Origin of the sequence: Halomonas meridiana (genome assembly GCF_009846525.1) — a bacterium.
Classification (GTDB): Bacteria; Pseudomonadota; Gammaproteobacteria; order Pseudomonadales; family Halomonadaceae; genus Vreelandella.
This window is the reverse complement of the sequence record NZ_CP024621.1, coordinates 3,499,065-3,520,441: the sequence shown is the minus strand read 5'-3', so window position 1 is coordinate 3,520,441 and position 21,377 is coordinate 3,499,065. Positions and strand designations below refer to the sequence as shown.

Genomic DNA, 21,377 nt, shown 5'->3' with positions numbered 1-21,377 from the left:
CCGCCGGGTTAATAAATGAAAAGCTCTATTTTAGTCGAGCTCTACCATAAATCTTGAAAAGAAGTGGTCGAGTTCATCGAAGCCGTCAAGCGGTAGCACAAGCGAGACGTACTGGTCCGGGCGCACCACCACCAGCGCGCCGGCGCCGCGGTCGATGCCGCGCAGGTCGAAGATGTCCCGGTCGGTGCCCGGCACCGGCGCATGGGCCTTCTGGTAGTCCTGCAAGCCGAGGGGGCCCTTGTGGGGCTTGAGCAGCGCGTGCATGTCGGCCCAGTCCACCTCGAGGTGGGATTGCTGGATGATGCCGTGGACGTCGAAGATGGCATCCGGGTCGGCCCCTTGCGGGGTGAAGCGGCGGATCGGCGAGGCGTCGCTGGCCAGGTAGTCCATCAGGGCGTTGAAGCGTGAGCCGGGGCTGCGCGGGTCGACCATGTCGGCGAAGGCGTAGAGCCGCCAGCGGCCGTCGGCGCGATGCACGTGGCCCAGGTGGACCTGCTTCGCATCGCCGAGGCGAACCACCTCGGCGGAGTGGAAGCGGCGCCCGGGTGGGAAGCCGGTGGCCAGGTGCAGGTGGCGATCGTCGCCGGTGAGCAGGGCCGGGGTGTAGTGGGTGGCGAAGCCGGCGGTGAACTCGCTGTTGGTGACGAACTGGCGCTGCACCTCGGCCAGCCCCTTCATCGCGGCCTCGGGATCGTCGGAGCCCTGGGCGGCGCCAATCGCCCGCGACCAGCGGGTATCCATCTCGATCAGGTTCTCGGCGATGACGTGGCGCTCGGCGTTGTAGGTGTGCAGCAGGCTCGCCGGGCTGCGCCCCTCGAGCACCGAGATCAGCTTCCAGCCCAGGTTGAAGGTGTCCTGCATCGACACGTTCATGCCCTGCCCGGCCTTGGCGGTGTGGGTGTGGCAGGCATCACCAGCGATGAAGACCCGCGGCGTGCGGTTCTCCACTTGGTCGTCGTCGACGTCGTCGAACTTGTCGGTGACCCGGTGGCCAACGCGGTAGACGGAGAACCAGGCGGTCTCTTTCACCTCGAAGGTGTAGGGCGCCAGCACTGCCTGGGCCTTGGCCAGCACCTCTTCCTTGGTCAGCCAGGCATCCAGGGCGATGTTGCCCATGTCGACGTAGAGCCGGACCATGTAGCCACCCTCGCGGGGGATCAGCAGGATGTTGCCCGCCTCGGCGGACTGGATGGTGCACTTGAAGCGGATGTCCGGGAAGTCGGTCACCGCCAGCACGTCCATCACGCCCCACGCCTTGTCCTCGCCGTGGCCCTGAGGCACGCGGCCGATCGACTCGCGCACCACGCTGTGAGCGCCGTCGCAGCCGACCACGTACTTCGCGCGTACTGTCTTCTCGCCCTCTGCGGTCCTGAGCCGCACCGTGACCCGCTCGTCGGGCGCCTCGGGAACCTTCACCGCGAGGGTCTCGTGGCCGTAGTCGACCCCCAGTCGGCTGGGGGAGTTGTGCATGTACTCGAGCAGGAAATCGAGCAGACGTGCCTGGTTGACGATCACGTGGGGGAACTCGGAGAGGCCGTCGCGCACGTCCTGGACCCGGCCGAGGCGGGCGATGCGCGACTTGTCCTCGGGGGCCGGCCCCCAGAAGTGGGTCTCGTTGATCCAGTAGGCCTCGGTGGTCAGCTTCTCGGCCAGGCCGAAGGCCTCGAACATCTCCACGGTGCGGCAGGCGATGCCGTCGGCGCGCCCCACTTCCAGCGGCCCGTCGGCCTTCTCCACCACACGGGTGACAATATCCGGAAAGGTCGACAGCTGGGCCGCCAGCAGCAGGCCGGCGGGACCGGTGCCGACGATCAGCACGTCCACCTCCTCCGGCAGCGGGCCCTGCACCTCGCTGCGACCTTCGGCCACGGGCTGGATACGCGGGTCGCCACTGCGATAACCATTGAGGAAGTACTGCATCTGTTCGCTCCATCCCGCTTGTCGCGGGTCGTTGTTGGGGTCGTCGGGGGGCGGATGTGTCTGCTGCAGCAATTCGACACAATAGTGATTATCAGTATTGTGATTGTAATCGTGACGAACAATACGACTTTCCGCTAAGAACTTGCCCGCAAGGTCCGGCCAGACCGTCGTGCTATCGACCTTCGGATGATTGATCATCACTGTGATGATCACAATACTGACGCAGATCAAAGAATGACCACTTCCCTATCCACCGCCCCGACCAACGACAAGCGAGCCGACAATGACAACCACCGCACGCCACGCCATCCGCTACCCCCTGGCCCTGACACTGATCTCCGCCTCCCTGCTCGCCGCCAGCGCTCCTGCCCTGGCGAAGGAGCTCAGGCTCGGCATGATCACACCACCCCAACATATCTGGACCCAGACCGCGGAGAAGTTCGCCAAGAACGTTGCAGGGCAGAGCGATGGGGAGCTGACCGTCGCACTGTTTCCAGCCGGCCAGCTCGGCGACGAATCCGCCATGTTCTCGCAGATGGAGTCCGGCCTGCTCGACATGGGCATCATGACGGCGGCCCTGACCAGCCAGCGCGAGCCCTCCATGGTCGGCTGGTTCACTCCCTTCCTGTTCGACAGTGTCGAGCAGGCCGCCCAGGCCACCGAAACCGAGGCCGCCCAGCTCATGCTGGACAACCTGGAAAGCAAGGGCCTGCACGCCTTCGGCTACACCTTCGCCGGCATGCGCCACATCCTGATGCGCGACCAGCACGTCACGACCATCGAGGACGTCGCCGGCAAGAACATGCGCATTATCCCCTTCACCGCGATGAACACCTGGTGGCGCGCCATGGATGCCCGACCCACCCCCATCAGCCTGCCGGACGTCTACCAGGGCCTGCAGAACGGCATGCTAGACGGCGTCGACATCGACCTTGATGCCTTGGTCGGCTCCGGCTTCTACGAAGTCGCCGAGCACCTGACCCTGACCAGCCATATGGCCTTCCCCGCCGTCTCGGTGATGAGCCAGGCGACGCGGGCCTCCCTCTCCGATGAGGAGCGCGAGATCATCGACAGCGCCATGCAGGAGGCCCTGGTCTGGGGTATCGAGGCGCAGATCGAGGCCGAGCAACGCAACCTCACTACCCTCGAGGAGAGCATCGACGTCTACACCCTCGAGGAGGCCGAGGGTGTCTTCGCCGAGGCCAACCAGGCCTTTGCCGAGCGCTTCGGCGATCACCCCCTGATCCAGGCCTTCCAGCAGCAGGCCGCCGATCGCCTCACGACCGAATAATGCCACCGGGGCGCCACGGCGCCCCGGCGTGCACCGAAGGAGTCCCCATGCCGTCTCGATCCCTGACCTGGCTGAGCCGGGCGAGCCGTCGACTGAGCACGCTCGAGCAAGCACTGTGCAGCCTGCTGATCGTGGCCTTCGGCGCCCTGCTGATCGCCAACGTCTTCGCCCGCTACGTACTCAACAGCCCGCTCTACTTCGCCAATGAGCTGGCGGTCTACATCCTGATCTGGATGGCCTTCCTGGCCGTCTCCATCGCCATCCACCATGACCAGCACGTTCGCCTGACCATGCTGGTGGGCCTGCTACCGGCCCCTACTCAGCGCGCCTGCTACTGGCTGACCGAGCTGCTCTGCATAGCGATGCTGGCAGTGATGCTGTGGTACGCCATCGGCTGGCTGCGCTCGCCGTCGGTGAACTACGACATCGCCATCACCCTCGACTGGCCCAAGTGGCACTTCTACCTGATCGTGCCGATCTTCTGCGCCACCTCCCTCTTCCACCTTATCGCGCGCCTGCCCGATCGTTCCCGCACGGTCTTCAGCCTGCCCAGCGACGAGGAGTGACCCATGACGCTCGCCGCCTTCCTGCTGTTCATGCTGCTCGGCATGCCCATCGCCTTCGTGCTGCTGGGCGCCACCTTCACCTTCATCATCGCCTCGGGCAACTTCCGCTTGCTGGAGAACTTGCCCCAGGTGATCTTCGGCTCGCTGGAGGTCTTCGACCTGCTGGCGATCCCGCTCTTCATCCTGCTCGGCGAGATCATGAACGAGGGGGGCATCACCCGGCGCATCATCACCGCCGCGCGCGCCTGGTTCGCCTGGGTACCGCACAGCATCGCCTACGTCTCGCTGACCTCGAACCTGATGCTCGCCTCGATCATGGGCTCCGCCACCGCGCAGATCGCTATCATGAGCCGGGTGATGACCCCGGAGATGGAGCGCGACGGCTACGACAAGGGCTTCGCCGCCGCCCTCACCGCAGGGGCCGGCCTGCTCGGCCCGATCATCCCGCCGTCGATGGTGTTCATCATCTACGGCGTCATCGCCCAGGTCTCGATCGGCGCCATGTTCATGGGCGGCATCATCCCCGGCCTGGTGCTGTTCCTGCTGATCAGCGGCCTGATCGCCCTGGTGGCCAGGCGCGCCCACAAGAGCGGCGGCGCCGAGAAGTCACGCATCCCGTTGTGGGGCGCGACGCGCGGCGCCCTGCTCACCCTGAGCATTCCGCTGGTGATCGTCGGCGGCATCGCCTTCGGGGTGGTGACCCCGACCGAGTCCGCCGCCGTGGCGACGCTGATGGCGCTGGTCCTCGGTGGCCTGTTCTTCCGCGAGCTGCGCTGGGGCCAGTTTCCCGGCGTGCTGGCCAGGACGGCGCGTAACACCGCCATCGTGCTGTTCCTGATCGCCGCCGCAAAGGCCTTCGGCTGGGTGCTGGTCTACAACCAGATCCCGCAGCAGGTGGCCGGGCTGATGCAGGGCACTACCGAGAGCCCGGTGGTCTTCATGCTGCTGGTCTTCGTCATGCTGATCCTGGTGGGCATGGTGCTCGACGGCATCGCCGCGCTGATCATCCTGGTGCCCATCCTGCTGCCGGTGGCCCAGCAGAGCTACGGCATCGACCCGATCCACTTCGGCATCGTCACCTGCATGACCCTGAGCCTGGGGCTGCTGACCCCGCCGGTGGGGGCCGGTCTCTACGTCGCCTCCGCTATCAGCAACGTTAGCTTGCCCCGCATTACGAAGTGGATCTTTCCGTTCATCCTAGCAGCCTGCCTCGTTATCTTGGCGGTCATCTTTAACCCGTGGCTCATTAGCGTTTTCCGTTAAGCCTAGCCACTTACCTCCCGCTTACTTTTCATCGATGTGAGTCACTGGCGACTAGTGGGTTAGCCAGTGATCTCATTCAGTGCCTATTACAGAAACTTCTGCTATGGTCACAGCTTATTTTGCCCTTTATAAGACACTATATGACTCGAACACCGCTCTCTGAAGCTTTTGACCTGCCCGGTAATCTGTTAAGGCGCTGCCACCAAATTAGCGTGGCTATTTTTCTGCGCAAGTGCGAGGCATTCAACCTTACTCAACTGCAATATATTATCCTTTCTGCACTTGAAGAGATGGGTACCAGCGACCAAGTTACCCTAGGTGGCTATACAGCGCTGGATCGCAACACTGTCGCGGTCGTGGTTCGGAAGCTGGAGGAGCGTGGCCTCATTACTCGGCACCGCAACCCTGAAGATCGTCGTTCCATGGTAGTAAAGCTAACCAAGGAAGGAGAGGCGCTACGAGAAGCTGTAGAGCCTGCTGTTGAAGAGGTGCAAAGTGATATTCTGGCGCCACTGAACGCCGAAGAACAACAGATACTGCTTTGTCTTCTTCAAAAAATTGCCAACGATAATAATCACTTAAGCCGAGTTCCAGTACGCTTAAACGACATTTAGCGCTTTAACTTTCAGCAAAACCTAAGCTTCCAAGATATTCCCCTTTATTTCTTTGGATAGATGTAGTGCTATGACGACCCTATGCGCTAGAAATCACTCCTTTTTTCAATCGTAAGACTCGGAATGCTAATGGCCCTTTAAAAAGGTTCTTCGTCGTTTCATGTGGATTTGGCCTAATCGAACAGGCGGCCCATCGGGCTGCCAATCAGGTAGATCATGGCGATGAAGTTGGCCTCGTTCCGGTAGCCTCGGGCGCGTGATCTAGCCGCCTGGAACAGGCCGTTCATGCCTTCCAGTCGTGCGTTCGTCAGTCCCGAGATCCAGCGCCTCACCACCTGCTCGGCATGCCGCTCCAGGGTCGCCAGGGCCTTTCCCATCGGCTTCAGCAGCGGCTTCTCCGAGACCGCCGCCTTCATGACCTTGAGATAATTCGTGATGCGCCACCGGGCCGCTCGCGGCGTCGGCGCCTTCTGGATCCAGCGCAGCTTCTCCTTGATCACCCAGGCATCGGACGTGGCGCTCTGGTCAGCTACCAGCTCCTGGAGCGCCGCTAGCTGCTTGGGCGTGAGGTTCTCGTTGTCCAGGCTCTTCAGCAGGGCCCAGCGCAGTGACTTGGGGTGTCCCTGCTCCCGGTGCTCTTTCTTGCGCACCTCGTCCAACCGCTTGGTGAAGGTCTGCACGATATGAAACCAGTCGACCGTGATCTCAGCCCTGGGAAGGTGCTCGGCCACACCACTGAGGAAGGCTTGTGACATGTCGCACACGACCTCGATCACGTTGTCCGGGTCGCCGCCATGGGCCGCCAGGAAGGCGCTGAAGGCCTCGATGGCCTCCTTGCCGTGGCCGGGAACGGCGAAGATCACCGGCTCCTGCTTGCGTTGCATATCAAGGAACACCGTCACATAGCGTTGACCGCGCCGGGACGCGGTTTCGTCCACGCCGACGGTGGCCACGTTGCTCAGATCCAGCTGCCCCAGCATCCGACCGACGTAGTGATGCACGATGCGCCACAGCCGCTTGTCGGAGATCTCCAGCTGTCGGGAGACGGCCAACACCGGCATCTCCTTGACCAGTGGCATGGCCGCCTGCTCGAACAGCAGGGTGAAGTCGCTGCCCGGCCTCGCCCAAGGGACCTCGATACGCTTGACGCCATGCTCCGGGCACTTGGTACGCGGCACGCGGGCGTGCAGGTAGCAGTGATGCTGGAAGAAATTCAGGTGCCGCCACGTCTTGTCAGAGAAGTCATGAGCCGGACAGGCCTGGCCGCACTCAGGGCAGGGGTAGAGGCTACCACGCTCGGCCTCGACGTAGAGGTCCAGACGGTGGGGCGATACGGAGGTATCCAGGTGCTGGTCCTTGAGAATCCAGGGCGCTTCCAGGCCCAGGCTTAGGGTCAGAATCTGGGTGCCGTCCATGTCGTACCTCCTGTCGTCGTGGAGGTCATATCCTGGCCCAGCTCAGGGGGGGGAATTCCACACCCAACGACGAAGAGCCAATTATTTTTCCCTTCGACAATATTTTTTTGAATAGCCCTCTTGGTCAGTAGCCGTTAGGTTCTAGTGAACCAATAGTTAACTGAATCAATTCACCAAAAGCGGTATTGGGAAAAAGGGGTAGGCCCGCCTCATTCACGAGGGGGCCGATTGCACGGTTTGAAGGTGGTGGCTGTTGACATCGCTTACCAGGACCGGACTCTTCAGCGCGAGTAGCTATTGAGTAATACCGGAGCGCGGTCCTTTTTTCGCTTTTTGATAGCTCTTTGGAATCGATTGCGGCCGTCCAAGCAGTCGTGATCGCCGACCGCCGCCGCGGTCGCTCGCTTTCTGATGCTGTGGTGGTCTCGTTGGAGCGTCAACTCAACGCGGTCAGCTTTGGCAACCCCTTCAGCAGCGTCGGCCACCACTTGTCGGTAGCGGCTCCGAGATGAACGGTGATTCGCCGAGCGTGCAGCCTTCAGCGTGGCGGCCGCCTTCAGCACCTGCTCGCGCATCCGGCTCAGGCTCCAGCCTTGTCGGGTTTGCCGCTCCAGGAGGCAGCGCAGGCCATGCAAGACCTGGTAGGCGTAGAGGCTGAGCAGCAGACTCACCTCGTTGCGCGCCATCACGTCCTGGACGGTGGAGGCGCCGCGATCTGTCGACGAGAGATGCACGTCGAGTGCCGACTTCACCTCGCCCATGTGCGCTTCGGCGCTGCCGCGCTTGCGGTAGAGCGCCAGGACCTTCTCCGGCGGCCAGTCGAACTTGCCGAGGTTGATGACCAGGAAGAAGGCATGCAGCAGCAGATCATCGGGGTGCTCTTGCACCACCAACACCACGCGACGCGGTGCCGGCCAGGAGCCGGCTTGGTACTCCAGATCGTGGCACCACTCCCGAGGCTGCTCGGGTGGCCGGCCGGGTGGCCGCTTCAGGAGCGGCGCTGCCAGCTTCTGTAGACCGGTGTGGCTGCGCAACCGGCCCAGGTATTCGATCTCCCGATCCTCCAGGGCCTCCAGCGTCGCGTTATCGGTAAAACCGGCGTCGATGCGCACACGAACCTGGGCGCCGGTGCTCTCATTGAGTCGCCGCACCAGATGCGGGATCCAGGTATCAGCGTTCTCGGCCGGACCAGCGTTGCCCTCGCGCAGCACCCCACCCACCATGTCACCGATTTCGGCCAGTGAGGCGACCAGCGGCGAGTCAATGCGTGCCCCGTACAGGCCATGAAACGCCGAGCCGCCCTGATGGCCGTGGACTTCGATCGGCAGGCCGTCGATGTCCAGCGTCAGCTGCTTGGGACGTTCACCGTTCTTCAGCGAGGTCAGGCGCCAGAGCACCAGCCGCAGCAGGCCTTCGTGCACGACATCGATGTTGTCGTTGCGGCCCAGGCAGGTCAGCAGCCGCGACAGCGTGGCTTGCGACGGCCGGTCTTGGGCCAGGGGCGTCGTCCCGCGCGCGTCGCTGCAGCACCAGGGTACGCAGCTGACTGGCCAGCGAATGAGGATGCGCAGCGGGTTGCGCTGGTCGACCAGGTTGTCCTCGAGCGCCTCGATCACGCCGCTGTTGTCGAGGGCTTCACGCAGCAGCAGCGCGCCGCTGTCGCTGGTGGTGCGCTGGCCGCTTAGCTCGACACGCACAGCGCCGTTGCACGAGGGCGTCCAGGTGGACAGGCTTTCACCCATAGCGGATGGCTCTCTTGGTTCAGGTTCTTGGCGGAACACACTGAATTTTCAAGAGAATACCATCCGCTATCTTCGTTTTCAGGCCGGCCTCATGAATAAGACGGGTTAAGTAGTGGACGATGATGAGCAGCAGCGTACTACAGCGTCTCCACGTCAAACGCTACGATTTGCCGTTGAGCGCTGGAAAACTCTACGCCTACTAAGTGAATAGGCTTGCCGCTAGCACGGTACTTGTCGGCATAGCCCTTGGTTTTGATCTGCTCAATCGCTTTGCCTTTAGGCAGTTGTTCAACCACCTTGAACTCAAACAGGTAAACATGCCCGTTAAAGTCTATGCTCATATCCACTTTGCCGTGGTGGCTGGCGTCTTCCACCGTCACATTCACACCCAGCGCGGCGAAGTGGCTGTAAAACACGCTGGCGTAATGGCCTTCGTATTGGGCAATGGGGTTGTTGCGGTACCAGTCGTGTGGCAAGCCGGCATAAAGCGCTTTGAGGTGGGTTTCCAGGCCTTGGAGATCGTGCGCTTGCAAGTTACGGAACAGCGTAAGCCGCTCCCGAGGGGGGGCTTGCACACCCAGCACAGGTAAAAGCGCTTGGTTAAGGCTGGCTTCCACCTCAAGGTTGGGGTAGCCCAAGGTGTAGAGCCAATAACCGGTCATCGGCTCCTCGACAGCATGCGCGGTCAGGTAGCCCGTTTGGAACAAGAGCGCTTCGGTGGCGATATGGTCGACATCAAAGCGGCCTAACAATTCGGCTTCTGTTTGCAGTTGGCTCAAGGCAGGAGTGAACACACCGCGTTTTTTTAGCAGTTCGACTAAAAACGTAGGGGTAGCGCTTTCAAACCAGTAAGGGGTGAATTTCCGCTCTTCTAACAAGAGCAATACATCAAACGGGTTGTAAACGCTGGGCACGTCTTGCCCGCCCCAGCGATAGCCGTTGTACCAGCGGCGAATCTCGTCACGGTCAAGCCCAGGCAGTTCAGGCGCAAACACCGTGTCCACATCGTGGTCGGTATAGCCACAGATAGCGGCATAGTCAGATGAGAGTGTGATGTCGCGCAGATTGTTCAGCCCTGAAAACAGGCTGACTTTGCTGAACTTGGAAACGCCGGTCAGCAGTACAAAGTGCAGGTGGGGGTCGGCATCTTTCAGCACGCTATAGAGGTTTTTCAGACCTTCGCGCAGTTCGCGCGCCCTATCGCTATCGAGAATATTATCAAGGATGGGTTTATCGTACTCGTCGATCAGCACTACTACGCGTTGACCGTGAACACGATGCGCTTGCTCAATCAAGCTAGCAAAGTCGTCCGCAATACGCTTAGGAGGCGTCGACGTAATCTGCAGACGTGCACGCTGCTGCTGCAACTGATATCGAATGTTCGCATCTAGGTCCTCTCTGTCAGCCGCCACTCCATTGCCAAAGCTTAAACGCACCACCGGGTATCGCTGCTGCCAGTCCCACTTGTCGTGAATATATAACCCGTAAAATAGCGCTTCGCGGCCTTCAAATAGGCAGCCCAGGGTATCTAGCAGCAGGCTTTTGCCAAAGCGACGCGGGCGGGAGAGAAAATAGTATTTGTTTTGGTTCGCCAGCTTTTCAATGAACGGCGTTTTGTCGACGTAGTAATAGCCGCCTTCTCGGATATCCGAAAAAGTTTGAATGCCTATAGGCAGCTTACGACGATGAGCAGCTGGCATGCTGGCCTCCAATGCTGAACCGATGAAACACAGGACAGTTTAGCACGGTGGCGATAAGGGCAGGTGGCGCGTATGGAGCTGTGTTTTTTTGCATAGGTACTGCTGGCGTTCTACGCGTAGCCGAATCAATAAAAGGAGTCCGTAGTGCGCGGTGACCAGAGGTCAAATTTGGTAGAAAACAGGACACAGAAAAGTCACGGTGTGTGCCAACGTTTGGACAATGAAGGGCACAGAATGGCGTTAATGGGTGTGATAGAGAAGATTTGAAATGCATTGGAATGTTAATTAACTTGTTGTTTTAAATATTGTTTATTGGTTTTTTGACGGTGGGGAAGGGCGATGCTTGTGCGGCTTAAACCGGCCTCCGAAGCCGAAGGTCGCAGGTTCAATTCCTGCCGGGCGCGCCAAAATTTCTTAAAAAGCCCGCGATGTTGATCGTGGGCTTTTTTGATTTTTGAGCGTTCGTCTTAGTAATAGGCATTCAGTAACTTCAATAATGAAATATATTTCATCTTCCCCGATCGCGTAAAAGGCACGACTTCAAGCTAGCTACGTTTCAGCGATAATGTTTAATGGGATCCCTCATGGGAACGCTCAAACTCACGTTCCCAGCGTGCCATGAAAGCACGGCGACGTTGAGGATCGACGAAGGCAAGCACCGAAGCATTAAGCGGTATGGGGTAGAGGCGGTCGCCGACTTGGTCACGGAGTCGCTGTGCCGTATAGGGGCCTATGATGTCGGAGCGGACGCTGAACAGTGGGGTTTGCGCTGCGAGTACACGTTGACCATCTCGACTGAGCAGAAAGTTCATGAAGGCTTGCGCCGCTCGAGGATGGGGCGCATCACGGTGGATGAAGCCGGTTCGCATCACGACCAGGGCGTAATCCTGGGGAACCTGGACGACCACCTCGGGATGTTCTTGGGCCCACACCATGGCATAGGAACCCAGCAGGTTATAGCCCAGCCAGTAGCGTTCTTCCGATAACCCCTCAAGCATCTTTCGGGTATTGGGTTCGAGGTTCGTATCGTTCGCGCCTAGTGCGGTGACCAGATCCCAAAATCGGTCGGTATAGCGGGCATCTTGCTGAAAGAGCGTGTAGCCGATCCCGCTTTCTGACGGCGAATAGGTGGTGACCCTGCCTTGCAACGTATCGCTTTGGGTATCCAGTAGACGCTGTAAATCCGCATGGGTTTGTGGCGGCAGCATATGGCGCGCTAAATCGAGCCGGTAGGCCATGACGATCGGCTCGAAGGTAAACCCAAACACCTCATTACGCCATTTCGCCCATTCGGGCCATTCGTTGGCCAGCTCGGAGTCCAATCGTTGGGCGTAGCCTTGATTGATGCGGTTCATCTGCCAAGGCATGGCGGAGCTGATCACCACATCGGGCGGCGGGTCGGCCGCCACGACTAAGCGATCCACTTCCAAAGTGCTCCGGTCACGGTAGCTCAACTCGATGCTCGGGTGGGCCTGCTCGAAAGCGGCCAGCAGCGGTGCGACTATCTGGCGGTCCAAGGCGGCTTCGACCACGAGTGGCGTGGCGGCCTGACTGGGTATGGACGCAAGCGAACCCCACGCCAGTAGGGCCAGTACCCATACGCGCTGCATTACACTTGCTCCTCTGCCTTTTGAAAGTGCACTTCGATGCGTAGTCCGTGGGGGAGGCGCTCTTTGATCTTGAGCGTGGCTGCGTGACGTTGAACAATGTTATCCACAATGGCAAGGCCCAGCCCTGAGCCGTGAGTATCTTGACGCCCGCCGCGTTCGAAAGGCTGCAGTAATCGGTGCCGCACCTCCTGCGCGACTCCAGGGCCATTATCGTCGATGTACAGCACGAGCCAATCGCCGTTGGCGTAAAGGCCTAGCGTTATTTCGCTACCCGGTGGCGTATAGCGCAGCGCATTATCGATGAGATTACCCAACAGCTCGCGCAGTGCCCAGGCTTGCCCCTGCACGATCATCGGCTCACGGGGCAGCTCGGCGAGCCCCAAATCATGCCGAACGGCCATTTCGCGCTGGGCCCACTCGAGCACACTGTCGCGGAGTAGTGCGCAGAGGTTGATCGGTTGGAACTCGTCTGCCTCTTCCATGTGGCGAAGCCGCGCAAGGCTAAGCAATTGACCGGCTAATCGGCTTGTACGCTTTGCGCCGTCATGCACGTCAGAAAGTGCGCGATACCATACGTCGGGATCATGACTTTGCAACGCCAGTTCGCTGGTACTTTGCAGACCCGCCAGCGGCGTTTTGAGCTGATGACTAGCGTCGGCTGTAAAGCGTAGTAAGTTTTCGCGGCTTTTGCGCTGTCGGCTAAACAGGGTATCCAGTGCTTCGACCATCTCGCGCAACTCTTCTGGCACTTTAATATTGAGGGGGCGCATATCGTCGGCTTGGCGCATCCTCAAGCGATGACGCAACTGCCGCATCGGTTTTAATGCCACCCGCATCGCCAGCAGCATTAAGATAGCGGCCAGCAGTACCATCGCGACGAATCGAAGGATCGCGCGCTCGAAGAGTTCGTGGGTCAAGACGCGTCGCCCTTCAGTCGTATGACCGACCCATATCTGTACCGGGTCTTGAATGTCCCAACCAGCCGAGTCGTACTCACGCCCATGCAGCCGCCACCGCGTGCCAGCCTGCGTCGTATTCCGCCAGATCGGGGCGGTTGCCGCCGCGGCCTGATCGGCCTTGGGAATGACGATGTCGAGGTTATCTGAAATACGTCGACCGTCGTGGTCGAGCACGGTGTAAAAGACCCGCTCTTGATGGGAGGTGGCGAGTATCTGCAGCGCGGCGAGGGGAATCCGGACGATAGGAACGCGGCCTTCCCATTGAACCGCGTCGGCTACTGTTAGCGCGGCCGCGGCAAGCTGGCTATCGTAAGCGCGTTCGGCGGCGCGCTGTGAAGAGCGATAAGCTTCCATCAGCAGTAACGTACCCAGCCCGGTCACCATCACCAATAGCCAGACAGCCAAATGTGCCTTTAACGTGCCAGCCACTTGGGTCACGTTAACGTTTCCTCAAGCCGATAACCCAGACCACGAAACGTGCGGATATGTAAACTGCTGCCCTGAAGACGCTTGCGTAACCGGCTAACGTATACCTCAAGTGCATTAGAGCCGACATCACCAAAACTGAATACCCGGCTTTCTAGCATTTCGCGTGGGGCGATACTGCCAGCGTGCAGCAAAAGACCTTCTAGTAAGCGTCGTTCGCGTCGGGGTAATTCAAGCATCACCCCATTGAGCGTCGCCGTTCCCGCCATTGGATCAAGGCACAAAGGGCCTAATATTAGCCGATTATCGCTACGCTGTTGGCTGCGGCGTAGCAATGCGCGTACGCGGGCCTCAAGCTCCGCTACCGAAAACGGCTTGGCAAGATAGTCATCTGCGCCTAAATCCAACCCTTTGACACGATCTTCAATGCTGTCTCGTGCCGTCAGGATCAGGATGGGCGTTCTATCACCCCGTTCACGCAACTCACCCAACAGCTCAAGACCGTTGCCATCAGGCATGCCGAGGTCGAGCAATAGCAAATCGAAATGGTCATTGCGTAGCGCCGTGCGTGCGTCCTTGAGCTTGGAAAAAACGTCGACGCTATTACCCAGCGGCGTTAGCGCATTATCCAGCGAGCGGGCGATCATCGGGTCGTCTTCGACGATGATTAGACGCATATGACTAAAGTCTCAAAAGGTGATCAGGTAAATGACAGGTTGATGAAAGGTTGTCTGCCTAACATGGCGAGGGTCGTTCCAGTATGACCGGGTTCAGGCTTTCCTGCTCCCGAATACAATAAAACAACAGGAGTTCGTCATGAAGCTCAACTCAACCTTACGTTACGCCTCTGGCCTCGCTTTGATGAGTAGTGCCTTGTGGGTAGGGCAAGTACAAGCGCAAGCCATTCCTGACTCCACCGAGTGCATCGCACCCGCTAAACCTGGCGGTGGCTACGACTTGACGTGTCGCCTAGCGGCTAACGGCCTTCAAGAGACGGCATTAGTCAGTCGGCCCATGATGGTGAGCTACATGCCAGGCGGTATCGGCGCAGTGGCTTATAACCATGTCAACGGCGTGCGTACGGATGACCCCGGCCTTATCGTGGCGGCCAGCACCGGTGCTGCGGTGAACCTTGCGCTGGGCAAGTTTGGCGAGTACGACGCTGATGAGGTTCGCTGGCTAGGGGCTTTGGGGGTGGATTATGGCGCGATTGTCGTCAGTGCCGATGCGCCTTGGCAGAGCCTGGGCGAGCTAATGACGGACCTGAAAGAGAATCCGAACGAAATCGCTTTCGGTGCCGGTGGCACTGTCGGCAGCCAGGACTGGATGAAGGCGGCCCTGATTGCGAAATCGGGTGACATGTCACCCAGAGACCTCCGTTACGTGGCCTTCGAAGGCGGTGGTGAAGCATTGGCGGCCCTGTTAGGCAACCACATACAGGTATTCACCGGCGACCTGTCCGAACTGAGATCACAGCTCGAAGGCGGGACCATCCGCGTTTTGGCAGCGCTTTCCGAAGAGCGCATGGATGGCCCTTACGCAGAAATTCCGACCGCGGCCGAACAGGGCTACGACGTGGAGTGGCCGATCTGGCGGGGATACTACATGGGGCCGGAAGTCAGTGATGAAGCGTACCAGGCGTGGGTCGAACGCATGCAGCAATTGGCGGAAGACCCCGTCTTCGCCGAGCTACGTGAAGCGCGAGGCTTGTTCCCCATGGCGCGGTTCGGTGACGACTTCGATCGGTACGTACAAGAGCAAGTTGCCGAGTTTAAAGGTTTAGCCGAAGAGGTAGGTCTGACCCAATGAAAATCGCCGCCGACCGAATGCTGGGTATTGCGCTCATCGGTCTGGCGGCGTTCATCGCCGTCCAGGCCATGCAGCTAAAAACCACTTTTAGCTACGAACCCGTGGGCCCCAAGGCCTTCCCGATAGTACTCGCCATCGTGTTGGCGCTGCTTTCATTGGTCATGGTCTTTAGACCGGGCCCGAATGGTGAATGGCCTCATAAGGCGCTGGCCCTTCGGCTACTGCTGGTCCTGGCGTTGCTGTTGGCCTATGCCGTGCTATTCACACAACTGGGATTCATCGTCTCATCGCTACTGACAGTCACCGCGCTGGCAAGGCTATTTGGTGCCTCCTGGGTGAAAGCACTGATGACCGGCGCCCTCATGTCGGTAGTCGGTTATTTTCTGTTTACCACTGCCCTCGGGATCAGCTTGCCCTCTGGCTACTGGTTCGCCTCCTTTCTTTAAAGGGTTGCTACGATGTTCGATTTCCTTATCGACGGGTTTGGTGTTGCGCTAACCCCGCTCAATCTAGGCTTGGCGTTGCTGGGTGCGCTGCTAGGCACGCTGTTTGGCGCGTTGCCAGGCATTGGCCCCATCAACGGCATTGCGATTCTCATGCCGCTTGCCTATACGCTAGGGTTGCCCGCTGAGTCGTCGCTCATTTTGTTGGCCGCGGTCTACACCGGCGCCGAATATGGTGGCCGCATGTCGAGCATTTTGCTCAATGTCCCGGGCGACGCCGGAGCGGTCATGACGACCTTGGATGGCTACCCATTGGCGCAGCGAGGTCTTGCAGGCCCTGCGCTTGGGCTATCAGCCGTGAGCTCCTTCATTGGTGCGACCATTGCGATTCTAGGTTTGACGCTATTTGCGCCGCTGCTTGCCAAGGTGGCAGTGCTGTTCGGCCCGGCAGAGTTTTTTGCCCTCATGGTGTTCGCGTTTTCGTCCATGTCGGTGATGATGGGTAAAGACCCCATCAAAACGGCGATTGGCGCCGTCCTCGGGATTTTGATTGGTACTGTCGGCATTGACTCGGGCAGCGGTGTATTGCGTTACACCTTCGGCATGCCCGAACTTTACGACGGGATTGATTTCGTCGTAATGATCATCGGTTTATTTGCCATTAGTGAAATTCTGTTGATGCTGGAGCATGCCCAGCGTCAAGATAACGACGGGGAACTACCGGTTCTCGGGCGTGTCTTCGTGCGCCTCAAGGAGGTGTTGTTCTGTAAGGGGGCCATCGTCCGTTCGGGACTGATCGGTTTTATCATCGGAGTGCTGCCGGGGACAGGTGCTTCTGTTGCTGGGGCCGTCTCTTACACGACTGAAAAGCGACTCTCCGATAAGGACAATACCTTTGGCACGGGAGATATGCGCGGGTTAGCTGCGCCGGAGTCGGCCAACAATGCAGCGGCGGTGGGCTCTTTTGTACCCATGCTCACCTTAGGTATTCCAGGCTCGGGTACGACGGCAGTACTGCTGGGTGCCTTAATGCTCTATAACATCACGCCTGGCCCAATGATGTTCACCGAGCGCCCTGAGGTTGCCGGTGGTCTTATCGCTTCCCTGTACATTGGCAATATCGTTTTGTTGATGCTCAACTTGCCGCTGGCTGGTGTCTTTGCTCGCGTCCTGACTATTCCTCGTTGGGTGCTGGTGCCCGCCATTGCGATCCTGGCATTCGTGGGCGTTTATCAACTTCACTCCGATCTGTTTGCTATTTACTTGATGCTGGTCATTGGCGTATTTGGCTATTTATTGCGCAAACTGGGCTTCTCTTTAGCACCCGTCATCCTTGGTTATGTATTGGGTGGCTTGATGGAGCAGAACCTGCGTCGCGCACTCTCCATCAGTGGGGGGGATGTAGGCATCCTCTGGCAGTCGGGAATCTCATTGGGGTTGTGGGTGGCGGCGGTACTGCTTTTGGTACTTCCCTGGTGGATACCCAAGCTGCTGGCAACCCGTCAACCTAGTACCCACTAACGACATTGCTTGTTCGACAATATCACCCTTCTCGCCCTGGGCCGTGTCACGGCGCCAGGGCGCTTGTCGTTGTAAACAAATAAGATGACAAACGATGCAACCACGATACTTGGAACGATGTAGACGTTTTCTACCCACACTAACCCTTGGATTGGCCGGCGGTGGGCTGGCTTATTGGTGTCAATTACCGCTTCCCTGGCTGTTGGGTGCCATGGTCGCTACTACGGTAGCCGCGTTAGCGGGTGTGCCGTTGCAGTCGCCAGGCAAAGGTCGCCAGGGGGTGCTGGTCGTCATAGGGGTCATGCTCGGTTCTGCGTTCACTGCTGACATGACCGGAGAGGTGGCCGCGTGGGGCATCAGTCTGGTGATCATGCTGGCAGCGACGGCCGTCATGATGATCTTCTCAGTATGGTTCTCGCGGAGGATAGCGGGGCACTCCTGGGAAACGGCGCTTTATGCAGGTGTGCCTGGTGGCGTGTCTGCCGTGACCGGGATGGCACTCTCGTCGGGCGCAGATTTGAGAGTCATTGGCATAACCCACGCCGTGCGTATTTTGGTCCTGCTAGTGGCTATTCCACCTGTTTTACAGTTTATCGGTCATATCGACATAAGTAACGCCTCGGTTGCCGCTTCGCAGTGGCTTTGGATGCCGGCTTTTTCTGACATCGTGTGGCTGTTGCTGGCGGGCGTCATCGGTGTGTGGTTGGGCAAACGTCTTCATCTACCGAGTCCCCTGCTGTTTGGTCCGGCGCTCGTCTCCGCCGCACTACACTTCTCAGGCATCACGCATGCTGCTGTTCCCCCTTTGGTCATTGCGTTTGCACAGGCTGTCATCGGTATATCGGTCGGGGTGCGTTTTGCGGGTGCCCCGGTTAGCGAGGTAGGCGTTGCGATGCTTATGGCGTTCATTCAGGCTCTGGTGTTACTGATGCTGGCAATTTTCGCTGCCTGGGTCGGGCATTGGCTGACTGGTTACTCTGCGGCGGCGGCACTGCTCGCTTATATGCCGGGCGGTGCCCCCGAACTCAGCTTGGTTGCATTAACTCTCGGTATCGAGCCTGCCTTTGTAACCACTCACCATCTCCTGCGCATCACGCTGCTGGTACTGTTACTGCCTTTACTGCTGCGCCGTTTGGTGTCTAATGCTTAGTGCTTGGCAGTACTAAGAGCAGACAGTGCCTTCTGTGATGTTATAGGCGTCTATCTCTATCACGCTAAGCGACTTGGCAGGCGGGAGCGAGTGCTAAAAACGTCGTGTTTGTTGCTTTCAAAGCAACAGTGGCCAGGCATCGCGTGGGGGGCGGTTGACGTGCTGCGTTGAGAAGCGCAGACTGCCCTTCGTTGGTTAGCAAGTTGCACGTTGTCAGCTGTATCGAAGCATTGAGCGTTTGAGCCTGGTGAAAGTTTCTTGTTGTACCCAATGTCACTCGGGTATTTCCCGGCATTTATTTCGCTACATCGAGGATTTCGATCATGGCAACTGGTACCGTCAAGTGGTTTAACGACGCAAAAGGCTTCGGCTTTATCTCTCCTGAAGCGGGCGGCGACGATCTGTTTGCTCACTTCTCTGAAATTAAGGCTGATGGCTTCAAATCCCTGCAAGATGGTCAAAAGGTGGCTTTTGATGTCACGCAAGGGCAAAAAGGCCTTCAGGCATCGAACATTCAAGTGATGGATTAATCACATAGATTGAATGTTAGCAGCCGGCTTAGCCGGTCAGCTTTAAAAACCCCGCTTATAGCGGGGTTTTTTGCGTTTGCGGTACCGACGATGACCGCCAAGGCTTACCTTCACAGGTAGGGTAGTGGTGGCAGTTTGCTAGGCAGCCTCGGCAGGGTAGGCGGTTCGCAGCGGGCGGCGCAGTAGAAGGCGTCGGGGTGGTCATGGTCATCGGTCTCTCGTGTGAGTGTTGTTATGCGTCGCCAATCAGACACCTTTATCAGTAAAAACCCTGATCGACGTTGGTGGTAGAAGAGGATGAAGGAGGTGTGGCCTAGTCGGTATAAGCTTAGCGCTAAACGAGAGCGAGGGTATAAATATTCTAAAATTCCGCTAACGTATTGATTTTCAAGGTAATAGCGATAATATCAAGAGGGGTTTATATTGCTTTTTAATATAAGTATTTTGATTATTAGATGATTTTTATCGTTTCTCTTGTCGAAGAATATACATAGTAACCACAATTGACCTCTTGGGGTCTAAGTAAAATAATAATACTTATAACGTATAAAAATAGGACCAAAGTATGCCTTTCGTCCTTCTCCGTGTTCTCAATCAAAAAGAATATTCTCTGAGCGTCCATTGGCGTTAAGCCAATGAATGCCTCTGCTTAAAAAACACGTCTCTTCAAAGCGCAGGCGCGCTTGTCTATTGCCATAAACCTATGAAAGGGATCAGGGTGATGAGAAACATACGTATCCAGCACAGTTTAACGGCTGCCATGACACTATTGATTATTATGGTAATAGTCATTAGCGCGCTTGCGATTAACGCCTCGCGTAATAGTTTGAGTGACATTAATCAAATGGCTGAATTGAGTGCTGATCAAGTCAATTCGGCCAATCGTATGGAAGTCAACCTCATGGAGATGCGACTACGGCTGTCGCGCTTCGTGGATTACAGCACTGAGGGAAACCCTGAGGCCGCCACGGCGCTCGAACAAACCCGCGAGAGCCTGGAGCGGGCCGAGCAGCGGTTTGCCGAGCTGACGGCCTACGAGATTACCGAAGCGCAGCGTCGCTATCCTTACTTTACGGACGTCGTGGAACGTTTCAATGAGCTGGTGACTACCTCGCTTAAAAATGCCGTGGCTGCTGGCAACGTTGCGCAACTGGCAGAAGAAGAGCGTCGCTTGGAGGCGGGCGCGGGTGCCATGACCGAAGCCACCCGTGCGTTTGCCCGTTTTGCAGAGCAGTTAGCCGAAGAGATGCAGAGTGAGGCTTCCACCGCGAGTCAACGCATCATCTGGACCGTCGTCGCGGTGTTAGTGCTGTCTCTGCTGCTGTTCGTGGGGCTGCAGGTGGGCTTGCGTCGTTTGATCGTTTCACCGCTACGTCGCGCCGTGACGATCTGTGAGCATATTTCTCAGGGTGACCTGACCAGCACGATTCATGACGAAGGTAATAACGAAGTAGGTCAGCTGTATCGCGCCATGAGCGCCATGCAGACCAAGCTCACCGATATGATGGTGACGCTGACACACACCAGCCAAATGGTGGCGAACAGCGCCCGCGAAATTGCCAGCGGTAGCGAAGATTTGGCCTCGCGTACCGAAGAGCAGGCCAGCGCTCTCCAGGAAACCGCTTCCAGCATGGAGCAGATGTCCTCCACCGTTACCCATAACAACCAGACGGCTAGCTCGGCCAGCGAGCTCACCATGACGGCCTCACAGCGGGCAAGTCACGCCCGTGAAGAGGTGCTGCAAACCACGGCCCTCATGAGCGAAATGGAGCAACACTCCAAGCACGTGCAGGACATCATTCAAGTCATCGAAGGCATTGCCTTTCAAACCAATATTCTGGCGCTGAATGCTTCAGTAGAGGCGGCCCGCGCGGGCGAGCATGGCCGTGGGTTCGCGGTCGTGGCAGGCGAGGTGCGCAAGCTGGCCACCAAGACCTCGGAGTCGTCTGGGCAAATTCGCGGCATCATCGATGATATCGCCACGCGTATCAAAGAGGGCGCACAGCAATCTGCGCAGAGCGGCGAGGGAATCGAGAGCACCGTGGCCGCCGTGAAGCAGGTCAATGACCTTATGAAAGAGATCGCGCTGGCGGTGAATGAACAAGAAAGCGGCATTAATCAGGTTAGTACCGCCATTACCCAGATGGACTCTGCCACCCAGCAGAACGTATCGCTGGTGGAAGAGACCAGCACATCGGCGGCATCGTTACAGGAGGAAGCCGATCGGCTAGCGGCGTTGATCGCCACCTTCAAGCTCAGCACGACCGCGACTCAGCCGCGCCAGCAAGCGATGGCTCCTGCGGTTGCGTCAACGTCTGCACCGTCATCGGTACCCGCTGCTCGCCGGGCTGCGGCCACGGATGATTGGGAAACGTTCTAACACCCCAGACGCCGACATGACCTCTACGACGGCACGGC

Annotated in this window: 17 protein-coding genes and 1 tRNA gene; 11 read left to right on the top strand and 7 right to left on the bottom strand. The window is 58.4% G+C overall.

Annotation, left to right across the window (positions count from 1 at the left end):
* Positions 1–30: 30 nt before the first annotated feature.
* Entirely contained in the window at positions 31–1,920 is a 1,890-nt protein-coding gene (locus CTT34_RS16650; protein WP_159343414.1) for an FAD-dependent monooxygenase, read from the bottom strand.
* Positions 1,921–2,203: 283 nt separating this feature from the next.
* Here CTT34_RS16650 and CTT34_RS16645 point away from each other — a divergent pair, with 283 nt between their 5' ends.
* The 4 genes from CTT34_RS16645 to CTT34_RS16630 all read left to right on the top strand — a co-directional run bounded on the left by CTT34_RS16645 (position 2,204) and on the right by CTT34_RS16630 (position 5,654).
* The gene (locus tag CTT34_RS16645; RefSeq protein ID WP_159343413.1) at positions 2,204–3,211 is read left to right on the top strand and encodes a TRAP transporter substrate-binding protein; all 1,008 of its coding nucleotides are present in this window, start codon (positions 2,204–2,206) and stop codon (positions 3,209–3,211) included.
* A 47-nt stretch (positions 3,212–3,258) separates the two neighbouring features.
* Complete coding sequence (locus CTT34_RS16640) at positions 3,259–3,777, top strand: TRAP transporter small permease (RefSeq protein ID WP_159343412.1); 519 nt, start codon at positions 3,259–3,261, stop codon at positions 3,775–3,777.
* 3 nt (positions 3,778–3,780) lie between these two features.
* Complete coding sequence (locus CTT34_RS16635) at positions 3,781–5,040, top strand: TRAP transporter large permease (protein ID WP_159343411.1); 1,260 nt, start codon at positions 3,781–3,783, stop codon at positions 5,038–5,040.
* Positions 5,041–5,180: 140 nt separating this feature from the next.
* Complete coding sequence (locus tag CTT34_RS16630; protein ID WP_167520886.1) at positions 5,181–5,654, top strand: MarR family winged helix-turn-helix transcriptional regulator; 474 nt, start codon at positions 5,181–5,183, stop codon at positions 5,652–5,654.
* A gap of 173 nt (positions 5,655–5,827) precedes the next feature.
* Here CTT34_RS16630 and CTT34_RS16625 read toward each other — a convergent pair whose 3' ends face one another.
* The 3 genes from CTT34_RS16625 to CTT34_RS16615 all read right to left on the bottom strand — a co-directional run bounded on the left by CTT34_RS16625 (position 5,828) and on the right by CTT34_RS16615 (position 10,511).
* Positions 5,828–7,069 carry an ISL3 family transposase gene (locus tag CTT34_RS16625; RefSeq protein WP_159343410.1) on the bottom strand — a complete coding sequence of 414 codons (1,242 nt, stop codon included), beginning with the start codon at positions 7,067–7,069 and terminating at the stop codon, positions 5,828–5,830.
* Between the two features lie 281 nt (positions 7,070–7,350).
* Complete coding sequence (locus CTT34_RS16620) at positions 7,351–8,811, bottom strand: IS1380 family transposase (RefSeq protein WP_233337292.1); 1,461 nt, start codon at positions 8,809–8,811, stop codon at positions 7,351–7,353.
* A 137-nt stretch (positions 8,812–8,948) separates the two neighbouring features.
* Positions 8,949–10,511, bottom strand: coding sequence for an ATP-binding protein (locus tag CTT34_RS16615; RefSeq protein WP_159343409.1), 1,563 nt, complete (start codon positions 10,509–10,511; stop codon positions 8,949–8,951).
* 336 nt (positions 10,512–10,847) lie between these two features.
* Here CTT34_RS16615 and CTT34_RS16610 point away from each other — a divergent pair.
* A tRNA-Leu gene (locus tag CTT34_RS16610) sits at positions 10,848–10,918 on the top strand.
* Positions 10,919–11,080: 162 nt separating this feature from the next.
* On the opposite strand, the gene CTT34_RS16605 is transcribed toward CTT34_RS16610, so the two are convergent.
* Genes CTT34_RS16605 through CTT34_RS16595 form a run of 3 tightly spaced genes read right to left on the bottom strand, consistent with a single transcriptional unit; the run spans position 11,081 to position 14,183 of the window.
* A complete protein-coding gene (locus tag CTT34_RS16605; RefSeq protein WP_159343408.1) occupies positions 11,081–12,121 on the bottom strand; it encodes an ABC transporter substrate-binding protein in 1,041 nt (346 codons plus the stop codon).
* Complete coding sequence (locus CTT34_RS16600) at positions 12,121–13,518, bottom strand: sensor histidine kinase (RefSeq protein WP_159343407.1); 1,398 nt, start codon at positions 13,516–13,518, stop codon at positions 12,121–12,123. The genes CTT34_RS16605 and CTT34_RS16600 overlap by 1 nt, the downstream gene beginning before the upstream one ends.
* Positions 13,515–14,183 (bottom strand): response regulator, encoded by a 669-nt coding sequence (locus CTT34_RS16595; RefSeq protein ID WP_159343406.1) that lies wholly within the window; start codon positions 14,181–14,183, stop codon positions 13,515–13,517. The genes CTT34_RS16600 and CTT34_RS16595 overlap by 4 nt, the downstream gene beginning before the upstream one ends.
* Before the next feature lie 139 nt (positions 14,184–14,322).
* Here CTT34_RS16595 and CTT34_RS16590 point away from each other — a divergent pair, with 139 nt between their 5' ends.
* The 6 genes from CTT34_RS16590 to CTT34_RS16565 all read left to right on the top strand — a co-directional run bounded on the left by CTT34_RS16590 (position 14,323) and on the right by CTT34_RS16565 (position 21,339).
* A complete protein-coding gene (locus CTT34_RS16590; RefSeq protein ID WP_159343405.1) occupies positions 14,323–15,315 on the top strand; it encodes a Bug family tripartite tricarboxylate transporter substrate binding protein in 993 nt (330 codons plus the stop codon).
* Positions 15,312–15,761, top strand: coding sequence for a tripartite tricarboxylate transporter TctB family protein (locus CTT34_RS16585; protein WP_159343404.1), 450 nt, complete (start codon positions 15,312–15,314; stop codon positions 15,759–15,761). The genes CTT34_RS16590 and CTT34_RS16585 overlap by 4 nt, the downstream gene beginning before the upstream one ends.
* A gap of 12 nt (positions 15,762–15,773) precedes the next feature.
* Positions 15,774–17,279, top strand: coding sequence for a tripartite tricarboxylate transporter permease (locus tag CTT34_RS16580; protein ID WP_159343403.1), 1,506 nt, complete (start codon positions 15,774–15,776; stop codon positions 17,277–17,279).
* Positions 17,280–17,373: 94 nt separating this feature from the next.
* Complete coding sequence (locus CTT34_RS16575; protein ID WP_159343402.1) at positions 17,374–18,429, top strand: AbrB family transcriptional regulator; 1,056 nt, start codon at positions 17,374–17,376, stop codon at positions 18,427–18,429.
* 323 nt (positions 18,430–18,752) lie between these two features.
* Positions 18,753–18,959 (top strand): cold-shock protein, encoded by a 207-nt coding sequence (locus CTT34_RS16570; protein ID WP_159343401.1) that lies wholly within the window; start codon positions 18,753–18,755, stop codon positions 18,957–18,959.
* A 703-nt stretch (positions 18,960–19,662) separates the two neighbouring features.
* On the top strand, positions 19,663–21,339 hold the full coding sequence (locus CTT34_RS16565) for a methyl-accepting chemotaxis protein (protein ID WP_368026872.1): 1,677 nt from the start codon (positions 19,663–19,665) through the stop codon (positions 21,337–21,339).
* Positions 21,340–21,377 lie beyond the last annotated feature (38 nt).